At 62.6% G+C, this 13,628-nt stretch carries 13 protein-coding genes; 8 read left to right on the top strand and 5 right to left on the bottom strand.

Features of this window, described 5'->3' with window-relative positions:
* The first annotated feature begins 565 nt into the window (after positions 1 to 565).
* Together ACFWAD_RS20435 and ACFWAD_RS20430 are read left to right on the top strand one after the other, a co-directional pair.
* Positions 566 to 2,248 (top strand): DEDD exonuclease domain-containing protein, encoded by a 1,683-nt coding sequence (locus ACFWAD_RS20435; RefSeq protein WP_378547277.1) that lies wholly within the window; start codon positions 566 to 568, stop codon positions 2,246 to 2,248.
* A 78-nt stretch (positions 2,249 to 2,326) separates the two neighbouring features.
* A complete protein-coding gene (locus ACFWAD_RS20430) occupies positions 2,327 to 2,602 on the top strand; it encodes an Lrp/AsnC family transcriptional regulator (RefSeq protein WP_003941677.1) in 276 nt (91 codons plus the stop codon).
* Between the two features lie 43 nt (positions 2,603 to 2,645).
* Here ACFWAD_RS20430 and trpD read toward each other — a convergent pair whose 3' ends face one another.
* Together trpD and ACFWAD_RS20420 are read right to left on the bottom strand one after the other, a co-directional pair.
* Positions 2,646 to 3,737 (bottom strand): anthranilate phosphoribosyltransferase, encoded by a 1,092-nt coding sequence (gene trpD / locus ACFWAD_RS20425; protein ID WP_378547071.1) that lies wholly within the window; start codon positions 3,735 to 3,737, stop codon positions 2,646 to 2,648.
* A gap of 113 nt (positions 3,738 to 3,850) precedes the next feature.
* Entirely contained in the window at positions 3,851 to 4,339 is a 489-nt protein-coding gene (locus ACFWAD_RS20420) for a hypothetical protein (protein WP_378547068.1), read from the bottom strand.
* Between the two features lie 127 nt (positions 4,340 to 4,466).
* Here ACFWAD_RS20420 and ACFWAD_RS20415 point away from each other — a divergent pair, with 127 nt between their 5' ends.
* From ACFWAD_RS20415 to ACFWAD_RS20400, 4 genes are all read left to right on the top strand, one after another.
* Positions 4,467 to 5,078 (top strand): heme-copper oxidase subunit III, encoded by a 612-nt coding sequence (locus ACFWAD_RS20415; protein ID WP_020908101.1) that lies wholly within the window; start codon positions 4,467 to 4,469, stop codon positions 5,076 to 5,078.
* A 64-nt stretch (positions 5,079 to 5,142) separates the two neighbouring features.
* Positions 5,143 to 5,994 (top strand): cytochrome c, encoded by an 852-nt coding sequence (locus ACFWAD_RS20410; protein WP_020908102.1) that lies wholly within the window; start codon positions 5,143 to 5,145, stop codon positions 5,992 to 5,994.
* Positions 5,991 to 7,133 carry a ubiquinol-cytochrome c reductase iron-sulfur subunit gene (locus tag ACFWAD_RS20405; protein ID WP_020908103.1) on the top strand — a complete coding sequence of 381 codons (1,143 nt, stop codon included), beginning with the start codon at positions 5,991 to 5,993 and terminating at the stop codon, positions 7,131 to 7,133. Before ACFWAD_RS20410 ends, ACFWAD_RS20405 begins: the two co-directional genes overlap by 4 nt.
* A 59-nt stretch (positions 7,134 to 7,192) precedes the next feature.
* The gene (locus ACFWAD_RS20400; protein ID WP_378538906.1) at positions 7,193 to 8,797 is read left to right on the top strand and encodes a cytochrome bc complex cytochrome b subunit; all 1,605 of its coding nucleotides are present in this window, start codon (positions 7,193 to 7,195) and stop codon (positions 8,795 to 8,797) included.
* Positions 8,798 to 8,947: 150 nt separating this feature from the next.
* On the opposite strand, the gene ACFWAD_RS20395 is transcribed toward ACFWAD_RS20400, so the two are convergent.
* Complete coding sequence (locus tag ACFWAD_RS20395; protein ID WP_378538845.1) at positions 8,948 to 9,244, bottom strand: antibiotic biosynthesis monooxygenase family protein; 297 nt, start codon at positions 9,242 to 9,244, stop codon at positions 8,948 to 8,950.
* A gap of 66 nt (positions 9,245 to 9,310) precedes the next feature.
* On the opposite strand from ACFWAD_RS20395, the gene ACFWAD_RS20390 reads away from it, so the two are divergent.
* Positions 9,311 to 9,700 carry a DUF3224 domain-containing protein gene (locus ACFWAD_RS20390; protein ID WP_378547065.1) on the top strand — a complete coding sequence of 130 codons (390 nt, stop codon included), beginning with the start codon at positions 9,311 to 9,313 and terminating at the stop codon, positions 9,698 to 9,700.
* A gap of 135 nt (positions 9,701 to 9,835) precedes the next feature.
* On the opposite strand, the gene ACFWAD_RS20385 is transcribed toward ACFWAD_RS20390, so the two are convergent.
* Positions 9,836 to 10,252: a cytochrome c oxidase subunit 4 gene (locus ACFWAD_RS20385; protein WP_003941723.1), complete on the bottom strand. Its 417-nt coding sequence runs from the start codon at positions 10,250 to 10,252 to the stop codon at positions 9,836 to 9,838.
* Between the two features lie 39 nt (positions 10,253 to 10,291).
* Entirely contained in the window at positions 10,292 to 11,356 is a 1,065-nt protein-coding gene (locus tag ACFWAD_RS20380; protein ID WP_030537048.1) for a cytochrome c oxidase subunit II, read from the bottom strand.
* 320 nt (positions 11,357 to 11,676) lie between these two features.
* Between ACFWAD_RS20380 and asnB the strand changes: the two genes are divergently transcribed.
* A complete protein-coding gene (asnB, locus tag ACFWAD_RS20375) occupies positions 11,677 to 13,602 on the top strand; it encodes an asparagine synthase (glutamine-hydrolyzing) (protein WP_378547062.1) in 1,926 nt (641 codons plus the stop codon).
* Positions 13,603 to 13,628 lie beyond the last annotated feature (26 nt).

Here is a 13,628-nt window from a genome sequence, read left to right as displayed (position 1 = left end):
AGGTCTCAGGAAGGTTACGAAATGATCGCGACGATGTCGACCGCTTCGTGACAATCGCGCCTGATTCGCCGGAAATCGTGCTGCCGCGCCCGCGATACTCCCAACGGGTCACGAAGAGATAACAACAGGTCTGTTCGGCGAGGCTCACCTGGCCCGCAAACCTGCGCTTGGTACCCACTGGCAAGGGTCACCAAACCCGACAATCCGATCTTCCATGCAGTTCAACGCCGATTACTTGAAACTAGAACCTGTTTCGATCAATCCAGCATTTTCGGCGGCTGATCGTCGTAGCAACAACCTCACGAATCGCCCTACCGGCAAGTAGGTGCGAGGCCGCATTCGCGAGTTCCCACCGCAAGTGTGATCCTCGTCTCTCATACTTTTGTCGGGGGTCAATCCGCTGCTTTCCCAATGGAAGTCGGAGTGAGCCGGATTCCGCGTCAGCACTCGCCAATTCCTGTCGGGGGGTCCTTCTACTGTCTGCGATGTGAGTCCCGCCTCGGCCCGAGAATTTCCGTCTCCGCCCCCGTTCTCCGACGGGGAGAAATTCGACGTCGGGCGGCAACTGAGCTTCGACGAGTTGGACACACCGCTGAGCGAGACAACGTTTGTCGTCGTCGACCTCGAGACCACAGGTGGAAGCGCCGACCAGGACTCCATCACCGAGATCGGCGCCGTCAAGATCCGGGGCGGCGAGGTCCTCGGTGAAATGGCCACACTCGTCGACCCCGGCCGGTCGATTCCGCCGTACATCGTCGAGCTGACCGGAATCACCACGGCCATGCTGATCGGCGCACCGCCGATCGAGCGTGTCCTGCCTGCATTTCTCGAGTTCGCCGAGGGCGCGGTGCTGGTGGCACACAACGCGCCGTTCGACATCGGCTTCCTCAAAGCAGCGGCGTCACGCAGCGCACGCCCGTGGCCGGCATTCCGTGTCCTGTGCACCGTCAAACTCGCCCGACGGGTACTCACACGCGACGAAGCACCTTCGGTGAAGCTCTCCGCACTCGCCCATCTCTTCCAAGTGACCACCCAGCCGACGCACCGGGCTCTCGACGACGCGCGTGCGACCGTCGACGTCCTCCACGGACTGATCGACAGGGTCGGGAACCAGGGCGTCCACAGTTACAGCGAACTCATCGACTACCTGCCCAATATTTCCTCGCATCAACGGGCCAAACGGTCCTTTGCCGCCGACCTGCCGAGAAGCCCCGGCGTCTACCTTTTCCGAGGTCCTTCGGACGAAGCCCTCTATATAGGAACTGCTACCGATCTACGACGCCGCGTCCGCAACTACTTCACCGGTTCGGAGACGCGCGGCCGTATGAAGGAAATGGTCGCGCTGGCCACTCGCGTCGACCACGTCCAGTGCGCGCATGCTTTGGAAGCCGGGGTCCGCGAACTGCGCCTGCTGAGCGCGCATGCGCCGCCGTACAACCGCCGCTCCAAGTTTCCCAAGCGCGGTTGGTGGATCACCATCACGGACGAGGCATTCCCGAGATTGTCCGTGGTTCGCACGCCGACGGCCGATTCCATCGGCCCGTTCACCTCTCGCGCCGATGCAGTAGACGTCGCCGAAACGGTCGCAGAGTTCAGTCGTCTACGCACCTGCACCAAGCGACTGGGGCGCGGCGCCGTCCACGGCCCTGACTGCCCCGCTCGCGAATTGGGAGCGTGTCCGGCCTCCTGGGCCCCGGAAATCACTGCAGAGGACTACGCGGCGGCCCCTGAGGCTGTGCGTGGTTTCTTCCGGGGGACCAACGACGCTCCTCTACAACAGATGCAGGCGCGGATAGACGAACTGTCCACACACGCGTTGTTCGAGAATGCTGCTCGTCTACGTGACCGAACCGTCGCAGTCGCTACCGCAGTGCGGCGCACACAGCGGCTCGCCGCAGTCGCGGCGATCGAACAACTCGTTCTCGCCCGCCCCACGGGGGACGGCGGCTGGGAGCTGTCCGTGATCCGCTCCGGACGGCTCGCCTCCGCGGGACTCGCCGGGCGCGGAACACACCCGATGCCCGTCGTCGACGCCATCACAGCGGCGGCCGAAACCGTGTTGCCGGACGACGCCCCGTTTCGCGGCGCCTCGCCCGAAGAACTGGGACTGATCGCCAGGTGGCTCGGATCGGACGGTGTCCGAATCGTGTCGGCGACATCCGGCTACGTCGAACCGGTGGGCGGCGCCGGCAAGTGGGAAGCCTGGTGCCGACTCGCGCGAGCCGGTACCGAATCCGAACATCGATGACGTAACGGCGGGGCGGCACCCCTAAGCTCGATCGAAACCACCGGGTCATCACAACCCGCCGGGAAATCGAGGAGAGAAATGATCAACGCCATCGTCATGATTCACGCCGAGTCCGCCCGGATCCCGGAAACCGCTCAGGCCGTCGCCGACCTGTCCGGAGTGACCGAGGTCTACTCGTGCGCAGGTGACGTCGACTTGATCGCCATCGTGAAAGTACGTGACCACGCCCAGATCGCCGACGTGGTCACCGGAGGAATCAACAAGGTGCCCGGTGTTCTCCGAACCGCCACACACATTGCATTCCAGTCGTTCTCCAGCGCTGACGTCGAAGCCGGTTTCTCGCTGGGCGAGTAGCCCGTCGACCGAGCCTGATCGACGCCTCTTCGACTGACGTCGATCAGGCTTGGTCGGCCAGATCAGCGGTGAGTGCCGCCCACTTGTGAAGCAGTTCAGCGCCCGCGCCGCTGTCGATCGCGGCAGCGGCGGCGTTCATCCCGGCAGAGATCGCACCCTCGAGGTCATCGCCGACACCGTTGAATGCCGCGATGGCTGCTCCCGCGTTCAGCAAGACCGCGTCCCGGACGGGGCCCTTCTGCCCGGAGAGCAGCGTTCGCGCGACCGTGGCGTTGACTTCGGCGTCTCCTCCGCGCAACTCCTCGAGAGGAACGCGATCGATTCCGAGATCACGCGGATCCAACGTGACGGTTCGCACACTTCCGCCGCCAACGATATGGACCGTCGAAGTCGTGGAGGTGGTCAGCTCGTCGAGTCCGTCGTCTCCGCGCACTACCAACGCCGAATTACCGCGCTGCGCAAGCACTCCCGCGACAACCGAGATCAGCTTCGGAAATGCGCACCCGATCAGGCCGGCGCGCGGGCGAGCCGGATTGGTCAGTGGACCGAGCACGTTGAACGCCGTCGGGATGCCGATTTCCTTGCGAGGCACCGCTGCAAAGCGCAGTGCGGGATGAAAGACCGGCGCGAAGCAGAAGCCGATGCCGACCTCCTCGACACACCTCGCCACCTGCTCCGGCCCGAGGTTGATGCGAACGCCGAGTGCCTCGAGCACGTCGGCTCCACCGCTCTTGGACGACGCAGCGCGGTTGCCGTGCTTGACAACTCGCACACCGGACGCGGCAACCACGATCGAGGCCATCGTCGAGATGTTGACGGTGTTGGAGCGGTCACCGCCCGTACCGACAATGTCGACGACGTCGGAATCGACCGGCACACGCCGGGAGTGTTCGAGCATCGCGGCAGCGAGCCCTTCCAACTCCGCGGGAGTTTCGCCCTTCATCTTCAGCCCGACGCCGAAAGCTGCGATCTGCGCGGAAGTGGCGTTGTCCGACATGATCTCGCCCATCGCCCAACGGGAGTCCGCTTCCGACAAGTCACTGCCGTCCGTGAGCAAACCGAGAATCATCGGCCAGGACCGCACCACAGCACTCGAATCGACGTTCACGGCGTTGGATGCGTCGGTGCCGGCCATAGTGCCTTGGTCCCCTGTCGTTCATGTGGGCTGGATTTCGTGCTGTCTTTACGTGCTGTCTCTGACCCTCGCAGCCTAGTCAGTGAGGTAGCGAGGACACCGAATAGGGCCGCTCAGGACTTTCGGCGGCCGCGCTTGGGTGTCGCCTCCGCAAGGGGTGGGGGCTGAAGCGCATCCCACCCGGCTACCGAACCACCCAGTCGCTGGGCCAGACCGGCCATTCGTGATCGCTCCTGGGAGCAATGCAGGGCGTCCAGCACCTGGACACGCTCGAAGATGACGCGAACCGAATTCTCGACCGCCTGAGCCACGTCCTCGGGCCGACTCACGCCTCGCACATAGCCGTCCTGGGCGACGATGTTCTCGGCATCGACAACCGCACCCTCCGGCAGGTCCAGATGGTGCCGCAGAACCACTTCGGACTCCGCCTGGAACTCCGGCTCGGTGGAGCCGGCACGTTCGAGAGCGGTCGAACTCGCCTCGGCGTCGTCGAAGCCCTCGGCGACGACGACCAGATCCGACCGCCCCGCGTCGAGCGGCGTCGGAATCTTTGTGCCGAAAATTCTCAGGAACCACGGTCTACTCTTGTGTGTAGCTGCCATCGCGCCAGCATATTCCGACCACGCCACCAGCGCGTTCGCCGCCCGATCCCGCGAACCCGAGCCGAGCGACGCGCCGATGGTGGACCCGAGTGGTCGTCTCTTACGACGAAGCGTCATACTTCTGTCTGTGACGAGCGCAGTAGGGACTTCAGGATCGGCAATCACCCAACGCGTGCACTCGCTGAACCGGCCGAATATGGTCAGCGTTGGCACCATCGTGTGGTTGTCAAGTGAGCTCATGTTCTTCGCAGGGCTCTTTGCCATGTACTTCGTGGCACGAGCTCAGGCGAACGGAAATTGGCCGCCGGAGCCAACCGAATTGAACCTGTATCTGGCCGTGCCGGTGACCTTGGTGCTGATCGCATCTTCGTTCACCTGCCAGATGGGTGTCTTCGCGGCTGAGCGTGGCGACGTCTTCGGACTTCGTCGCTGGTACACCATCACCTTGATCATGGGGGCGTTCTTCGTCTCCGGCCAGGGTTACGAGTACTACCACCTTGTGCACGAGGGCACCACGATTTCGAGCAGCGTGTACGGCTCGGTGTTCTACATGACCACCGGCTTCCACGGTTTGCACGTCATCGGCGGTCTCATCGCCTTCGTCTTCTTGATCGCACGTACCCGGGTCAGCAAGTTCACGCCCGCCCAGGCCACCGCCGCGATCGTTGTTTCGTACTACTGGCACTTTGTCGACATCGTGTGGATCGCGCTGTTTGCCACGATTTATTTCATCCGTTAATCAGCTGTACGCCCCAGGCAGCCCCTGACGTCCAGTTCCGTCCCGACATACCAAAGGGATACAGATGAGTTCATCCCCCCCTCCCGCATCCGATAACTCAGCGAATGCCGCGAAGTCGCGTCGCCAGCGGAAAATCCGCCGGCGCGTTACCGGCGCGCTCGTATTGATGATGGGATTGATCAGCGCAGGTTTCCTCGCTTCGGCGTTGACACCAGCTCCGCAGGTTGCGACCGCCAGTGACGATTCAGCAGCCCTGATTCGTGAAGGCAAGCAGCTCTACGACACGTCATGCATCACGTGCCACGGCGCGAACTTGCAGGGCGTGCAGGACCGCGGTCCCAGCCTCATCGGCGTCGGCGAAGCAGCCGTGTACTTCCAGGTCTCCTCTGGTCGTATGCCCGCAGCTCGCAACGAGGCCCAGGCTGCACGCAAGGACCCCAAGTTCGATGCTGCGCAGACCGACGCCCTCGGCGCTTTCATCCAGGCCAACGGCGGCGGCCCGACGCTCATCCGCGACGAGAACGGCGAAATCGCCCAGTCCTCGCTGCGCGGTGGCGACATCGGACGCGGCAGTGAGCTCTTCCGGCTCAACTGCGCTTCCTGCCACAACTTCACCGGCCGCGGCGGCGCACTGTCCTCGGGCAAGTACGCCCCGGTCCTGGATCCGGCCAGCGAGCAGCAGATCTACGCTGCCATGGTTACCGGCCCCCAGAACATGCCGAAGTTCTCGGATCGTCAGCTGACGATCGAGGAGAAGAAGGACATCATCGCCTACGTCAAGTCGTCGGGCGAGTCGAAGGACCCCGGTGGGTACGGGCTCGGTGGCCTCGGTCCGGCCTCTGAGGGTCTCGCCATGTGGGCCGTCGGAATCATCGCTGTCGTCGGTGCAGCATTGTGGATCGGAGCAAGGTCATGAGCGACGCTGGCCAGCATGGCGGCGATACGCCTAAGAAGTACACAGATGAAGAGCTCGACGCGATGTCACGCGACGACCTGGTCAAGCTGGGTACCAATCTCGATGGCGTCGACGTCGTCTACCGCCGTGATCGTTGGTCGGTAAAGGGCACCAGGGCGGAGAAGCGCGCAGAGCGCAACGTCGCCTTCTGGTTCGGCCTCGCCGGCGTTTCGGCGATCGCGTTCATCGCGATCTACCTGTTCTGGCCCTGGGAGTACGCCGGTGCCGGTGACGAGAACTACGGCAAGTACAGCCTGTACACCCCGCTGATCGGCTTGACCATGGGTCTGGCGATCCTCGGCGTCGGTATCGGTGCCGTTCAGTTCACGAAGAAGTTCATCCCCGAAGAGGTTTCGATCCAGGACCGCCACGACGGTGGTTCCACAGAGGTCGATCGTCGCACGATCGTTGCCGAACTCGGCGACACCCTCGATACGTCCACCCTCCCCCGCCGCAAGGCCATCAAGCGCAGCTTGATGTTCGGTGGTGGCGCACTCGGCGTCATGATGGTCATGCCTCTCGGCGGACTCATCAAGAACCCGTGGGCCAAGGGCGACGACTCACCCCTGTGGGTGTCCGGCTGGACCCCCAACTACCCGGGCGAGACCATCTACCTGCGTCGTGACACCGGCCGTCCCGAGGACATCGTCCTCGTTCGCCCGGAAGATCTCGATGCCGGATCGATGGAAACGGTCTTCCCGTTCCGCGAGTCCGACCGTGGCGACGAGCATGCTCTGCTCGCAGCACTGCGCGGCATTCGCAACTCGGTGATGCTCATCCGCCTGCGCACGGAAGACACCGCGCGTGTCACCAAGCGCAAGGGCCAGGAGAGCTTCAACTACGGCGACTACTTCGCGTACTCGAAGATCTGCACCCACCTGGGTTGCCCCACCTCGCTCTACGAACAGCAGAGCAACCGTATTCTGTGCCCCTGCCACCAGTCGCAGTTCGACGCACTGACCTACGGCAAGCCGATCTTCGGTCCCGCTGCTCGCGCACTTCCGCAGTTGCCTATTACAGTGAACGAAGAGGGCTTCCTGGTCGCCGACGGTGACTTCATCGAAGCACTCGGCCCGGCATTTTGGGAGCGTCGACCGTGACCACAACAACAACCAAACCGTCCAAGATCAGCGCGGCAGCGGCTGGACAAGCGGAGGCTATGGACTCCCGCTACCACCTCGCTGCAGGCATGCGCAGGCAGATCAACAAGGTCTTCCCGACGCACTGGTCCTTCATGCTCGGCGAGATCGCGCTCTACAGCTTCGTGATCCTGCTGATCTCCGGTGTGTTCCTGACGCTGTTCTTCGATCCGTCGATGGCACACGTCGTCTACCAGGGCGCATACCAGCCGCTACGCGGTGTGACGATGTCTCGCGCCTACGAGACGACCCTGAACATCTCCTTCGAGGTGCGCGGCGGTCTCTTCGTTCGCCAGATTCACCACTGGGCTGCACTGATGTTCGCGGCGTCGATCATCGTTCACCTCGCTCGCATCTTCTTCACCGGCGCATTCCGTCGCCCGCGTGAGGCGAACTGGGTCATCGGCTGCCTGCTGCTCATCCTGGCGATGTTCGAAGGCTTCTTCGGTTACACCATCCCCGACGACCTGCTCTCGGGCACCGGCCTCCGCGCCGCCTTCGGTGGTATCACGATGAGTATCCCGATCGTCGGTACCTGGATGCACTGGCTGATCTTCGACGGCGACTTCCCCGGCGACCTCATCATTCCGCGCCTCTACGTCGCGCACGTGCTGCTGTTCCCGGGCATCATCTTGGCCCTGATCGCCGGCCACCTCGCGTTGGTCTGGTACCAGAAGCACACGCAGTTCCCCGGCCCCGGCCGTACGGAACAGAACGTCGTCGGCGTTCGTATTCTCCCGGTCTTCGCGATGAAGGGTGGCGCGTTCTTCGCCATGACCTTCGGCGTGCTCGCACTGCTCGGCGGTCTGTTCCAGATCAACCCCGTGTGGAACATCGGTCCGTACAACCCGTCTCAGGTCTCGGCTGGTTCCCAGCCCGATATCTACATGATGTGGACGGACGGCCTTGCTCGACTGTGGCCGGCATGGGAGATCTACCTGTTCAACCGCTACACGATCCCCGCTGTGTTCGCCGTCGCCCTGATCATGGGTCTCGTGTTCGCACTGTTGATCGCGTACCCGTGGATCGAGAAGCGCCTCACCGGAGACGACGCTCACCACAACATCTTGCAGCGCCCGCGCGACGTGCCGGTCCGTACCGCTATCGGTGCAATGTCCATCGCGTTCTACCTGGTGCTCACGATCTCCTGCATCAACGACATCATCGCGTACCACCTGCACATCTCGCTGAATGCAATGACGTGGATCGGCCGTATCGGCATGGTCATCCTTCCGCCCATTGCTTACTTCGTGACGTACCGGTTCTGCATCGGCCTGCAACGCAGTGACCGTGCAGTCCTCGAGCACGGCATCGAGACCGGCATCATCAAGCGGATGCCGAACGGCCAGTACATCGAGATCCACCAGCCGCTCGGCCCCGTCGACGAGCACGGACACCCGATCCCGCTCGAGTACCAGGGTGCAGCTGTCCCGAAGAAGATGAACAAGCTCGGCCTCGCCGGTAAGCCCGGTAGCGGTAGCCTGATCACCGCTGACCCGGTCGAGGAGAGCGAGGCTCTCGAAGCCGCTCATCACGAAGCTGAGCACGAGCAGCTTCAGATCCTTCTGGACTACCAGAATCGAACCAACGGCAAGACCAACGGTTCCAGTGGAGAACTCCACTAAGAACGACAGCTGACCAGTGAGGCCCCGAACCGGATTCCGGTTCGGGGCCTCACTGGTTCTCTGAGCGATTCAGTTCGAAGAACCACCAGGTGTTCTGCCACTCCCCCGATTCGCCGTATGCGGCCGGTGTGAAGGGCAGTACGCCCAATCTCAGACCTCGAAGACGGACGAATAGTGCTCGACCGTCGGGAACGGTTCGTAGAAGTGATGGAGAAGTTCTCGCCACTTCTCGTATCCCGCGGACTGACGGAACCCGATGGTGTGAGACTCCAAGTCCTCCCACTCGACGAGCAGGAGGTACCGTTCCGGCGCTTCCACGCAGCGCGAGAGCCGCAGCCTGATGAATCCGGGAACCTCGGAGATGATGGCGCGGGCCACGTCGAACGCGGACTCGAATTGCGCTGACTGCGCCGGATCGACCTGCAGGACGGCATGTTCGAGGATCATAGGCGAAGTGTTTCACGTTCTCGAGAGTCCCCACGAGGCGTTGCCGCCTGGTGAGATACTCGGACCATGACATCCCATGCGCGCGGCACCTTCGAGATCGATCTCCGCCCTGCCGATCCTGAGCTCGCCGGACGCGTCGGCCGCTTCGAGTTCGACAAGACATTCGTCGGCGGCATCGAAGGTACGTCGTCCGGCCTCATGCTGTCCGCGGGCGACCCGACACACGGTGAAGCCGGGTACGTCGCATTGGAGGTTGTCACCGGGCAAGTCGACGAAGCGGTGGGGTCGTTCGCCCTGCAGCAGTTCGGTCAGATGATCGACGGAACGCAGAAGCTCCTGTACGAGATCGTGCCGGGGTCCGGAACCGGCGAATTGAAGGGTATCTCGGGCACTCTCGAGCTCGAGGTCGTGGACGGTCTGCACCGCTACGACCTCGAATACCTGCTCCACGACTGACAGACAGCGGTTGATACTTCGCACGCTCGTCCTACACCTGCACCTAACATCTGTTTCAAGGACAACCCTGTATCGACGACAACAGAGGCGCCGAACCCGGATGGATTCGGCGCCTCTGTTCGAGTGCAGGTGAAACTAGTGCTTCTCGGGTCCGGTGTAGTACTCGAACACCAGGCCGGCAGCTGCGGCCAGCACACAGACAACTGCGACTGCGATGAGCCACGGCTGGAAGTACGCCAGCGACACTGCCGCCAGAGCAGCAGCGGCGGCCAGCAGGATCGGCCAGAAGCTACCCGGGCTGAAGAAGCCCAGTTCTCCTGCACCGTCCGAGATTTCAGCGTCGTCGTAGTCCTCGGGACGGGTGTCCAGACGACGAGCAACGAAGCGGAAGTAGGTACCCACGATGAGCGTCAAACCTGCAGACAGGACGATGGCCGTCAGTCCGGCCCACTCGATACCTGTGCGTGACAGAGCGGTGAACACTCCGTAGATGATCGCGACGAGAATGAAGAACATCGTCAGGATCTCGAAGAGCTTGGCTTCGATCTTCATATCAGCACTTGTCCTTGTTCAGTGAAGAGGCTGGCCGGCTCAGTTGCCTGCAGTGGCGACGGTTGCCTGACGGTACTCGCGGTCGGTGTTGAACGGCGTGGTCGACGTAGCCACCGGCGACTGACCGATTGCCTGCAGAGCCTCAGCGGTCGTCAGACCACCCTTGCCCTCCGCGTCACCCTTGCGCAGTTCGATGTACTTGGCGAAGTCCTCCGGCGAAACCGCACGAACCTCGAAGTTCATCATCGCGTGGAACGTGCCACACATTTCTGCACAACGCCCGACGAACGCGCCTTCCTTCTCGATCTCACTGATCTGGAAGATGTTGTCCGAGTGGTTCTCCTTGGGGTTCGGGAGAACGTCGCGCTTGAACAGGAACTCGGGCACCCAGAATGCGTGGATGACGTCCGAGGAAGCGAGTTCGAACTGGATTCGCTTGCCGGTGGGCAGAACGAGGATCGGGATCTCCTGGCTGGAGCCGACGGTCTCGATCTTGTCGTAGTGCAGGTAGCTCAGGTCCTCGGTGCTGTTGCCGTGGATCGGGCCGGGAACTTCTTCGCCGTGTTCGTTGACGGTGGAGCCCTCGGTCTTGGCAGCCTCTTCGGCCTCGACGTCGATTCCGTTGTACTTGGCGGAACCGTCACCGAACTCGATGGAGCGGTAGCCGAACTTCCAGTTCCACTGGAAGGCCGTGACGTCTACGACGACGTCAGGGTTGTCCGTCTTGTCCAGAACATGGTTCTGAACGATGACGGTGAAGTAGAAGAGAACCGCGATGATGACGAAGGGAACTGCCGTGTAACCGAGTTCGAGCGGCACGTTGTATGCCGTCTGACGCGGGAATTCCGGCGAGTCCTTCTTCTTACGGTGGAAGATGACGGCCCAGAAGACCAACCCCCACACCAGCACACCCATGACGAGGGCGGCTACAACCGACCACGTCCACAGCTCACGCATGCGCGTCGCTTCCGGGGTGATGCCCGAAGGCCACCCGAAACGAAGCACTTCGTTGTCGATGGAGCAACCCGACAGCAGCAAGGCAGCAATGCCCAGAGATACTGCCAGCCCCGCTCGCCGAAGGATCCGACCTTGCGCCACGTTCACGCCTTCCTGATCGCCACAAAATTCAACTAGGGCATGCCCGGAGGGAAGGCCCAATTACTACGCAGCGTAGACCAAAGCCGGGCGCTATCCATCCTCGGGTCCTCGCCCGTGTCGCGGCGGACGTCACACAGCTCTCTCAGGTGCTGCTCAGGAACGGCTCAGGTCGTTTGGGCGACGCACATCACGTCGATTCGTTCCGCCGCGATCGGCAGAGACGTCGATCTGCGGCATACTTTCGACAAGAGTTCGTTGACCTCTCCCCGACACTCGTGTCCGGGAGCCTTCTGTACGAAAAATTCTGAATCGAGGAACCGGACGCTGTGTGTGGACTGCTCGGGCTACTGACATCTGGCGGAACCAGCGAGGACGCCGTCTCGCGGGTCGACCAGGCGATGCATTGCCTTCGTCACCGCGGGCCGGACGAACACGGGACGTGGAATGACGACCACCTCGTCTTCGGGTTCAACCGCCTGGCGATCATCGACATCGCTCATTCCCACCAGCCGCTGCGTTGGGGCCCGCCGGAGAACCCTGAGCGTTACGCGCTCACGTTCAACGGCGAGATCTACAACTATCTGGAGATCCGCGCCGAGCTGGTCAAGGACCACGACGCGAAGTTCTTCACCGAGGGCGACTCGGAAGCCATCGTCGCTGCATTCCACTACTGGGGTGAAGATGCAGTCCGGCGCCTGCGTGGAATGTTCGCGTTCGCGATCTGGGACACCGACACACGTGAGCTGTTCATCGCGCGCGATCCGTTCGGTATCAAGCCGCTGTTCATCGCGACCGGCGCCGGCGGCACCGCGTTCGGCAGCGAGAAGAAGAGCCTGCTCGAACTCACCGATCTGATCGGCATCGGTACCGAACTGGATCCGCGCGCCATCGAGCACTACACCGTTCTGCAGTACGTACCGGAGCCGGAAACACTGCACAAGCAGATCCGACGCCTGGAATCGGGCAGCTTCGCGCGGGTGCGTCCGGGCGAGGAGCCCACGTTCACGCGGTACTTCACGCCGAAGTTCCCGGCCAAGCCTTTTGCGCCGGGCACGGAGAAGGCGCGCTACCAGGAAATCGCCGAGGCACTCGAGGATTCGGTTGCCAAGCACATGCGCGCCGACGTCACCGTCGGTTCGTTCCTGTCCGGCGGTATCGACTCCACTGCCATCGCGGCGCTGGCGATGCGTCACAACCCCAACCTGATCACTTTCACGACCGGTTTCGAACGAGAGGGCTATTCCGAGGTCGACGTTGCTGCAGAATCCGCCGAAGCGATCGGCGCGAAGCACGTCGTCAAGGTGGTCTCCCCCGCCGAGTTCGCCGCTGCCATTCCCGAGATCGTCTGGTACCTCGACGACCCGGTGGCCGATCCGGCATTGATTCCGCTGTGGTTCATCGCGAAGGAAGCTCGCAAGCACGTCAAGGTGGTGCTGTCCGGCGAGGGCGCCGACGAGCTGTTCGGCGGCTACACGATCTACCGTGAACCGTTGTCGCTCAAGCCTTTCGAGTACCTCCCCAAGGGATTGCGTCGGGCCGCGGGCAAGTTGTCCGAACGCATCCCGGACGGCACTCGCGGCAAGAGTCTGCTCAACCGCGGTTCCTTGACGCTCGAGGAGCGCTACTACGGCAACGCTCGTAGCTTCAACGACGCTCAGCTTCGCGCCGTCCTGCGCGACTTCCGACCCGAGTGGACTCACCAGGACGTCACCGCGCCGATCTACGCGCAGTCTCGGGACTGGGATCCGGTTGCCCGGATGCAGCATCTCGACCTGTTCACGTGGCTGCGAGGCGACATCCTCGTCAAGGCCGACAAGATGACGATGGCCAACTCGCTGGAACTGCGTGTGCCGTTCCTCGATCCCGAGGTCTTCGACGTCGCGTCACGCGTTCCACTCGATCAGAAGATCACGAAGGACACAACCAAGTACGCGCTGCGTCAGGCCTTGGAAGGCATTGTGCCGCACCATGTTCTGCACCGCGCCAAGCTCGGATTCCCGGTTCCCCTGCGCCACTGGCTTCGCGGCACCGAACTCTTCGACTGGGCACATCTGCAGATCGAAGAGTCGGGAACCGACCACATCTTCGACAAGCAGGCCGTCGTGAAGATGCTCAACGATCACCGCGAGGGCGTTTCGGACCACAGTCGACGCCTGTGGACCGTCCTGACCTTCATGGTCTGGCACGGAATCTTCGTGGAGAAGCGCATCGTGCCGCAGATCCAGGAACCGGTGTACCCGGTCAATATCTAGGCCTTCGGCCCCGTGAGCGGTTAGGG

This window comes from Rhodococcus sp. NPDC059969 (genome assembly GCF_042738325.1).
Taxonomy (GTDB): Bacteria; Actinomycetota; Actinomycetes; order Mycobacteriales; family Mycobacteriaceae; genus Rhodococcus_F.
Note: the sequence above shows the minus strand (reverse complement) of the source record. Positions and strands in the feature narration are given on the sequence as shown.

Coding starts and splice junctions, on each gene's coding strand:
- ACFWAD_RS20430 (WP_003941677.1), top strand. CDS start 2,327: ATGATCAACGCCATCGTCATGATTCACGCCGAGTCCGCCCGGATCCCG.
- trpD (WP_378547071.1), bottom strand. CDS start 3,737: ATGGCCGGCACCGACGCATCCAACGCCGTGAACGTCGATTCGAGTGCT.
- ACFWAD_RS20420 (WP_378547068.1), bottom strand. CDS start 4,339: ATGGCAGCTACACACAAGAGTAGACCGTGGTTCCTGAGAATTTTCGGC.
- ACFWAD_RS20410 (WP_020908102.1), top strand. CDS start 5,143: ATGAGTTCATCCCCCCCTCCCGCATCCGATAACTCAGCGAATGCCGCG.
- ACFWAD_RS20405 (WP_020908103.1), top strand. CDS start 5,991: ATGAGCGACGCTGGCCAGCATGGCGGCGATACGCCTAAGAAGTACACA.
- ACFWAD_RS20400 (WP_378538906.1), top strand. CDS start 7,193: ATGGACTCCCGCTACCACCTCGCTGCAGGCATGCGCAGGCAGATCAAC.
- ACFWAD_RS20395 (WP_378538845.1), bottom strand. CDS start 9,244: ATGATCCTCGAACATGCCGTCCTGCAGGTCGATCCGGCGCAGTCAGCG.
- ACFWAD_RS20390 (WP_378547065.1), top strand. CDS start 9,311: ATGACATCCCATGCGCGCGGCACCTTCGAGATCGATCTCCGCCCTGCC.
- ACFWAD_RS20385 (WP_003941723.1), bottom strand. CDS start 10,252: ATGAAGATCGAAGCCAAGCTCTTCGAGATCCTGACGATGTTCTTCATT.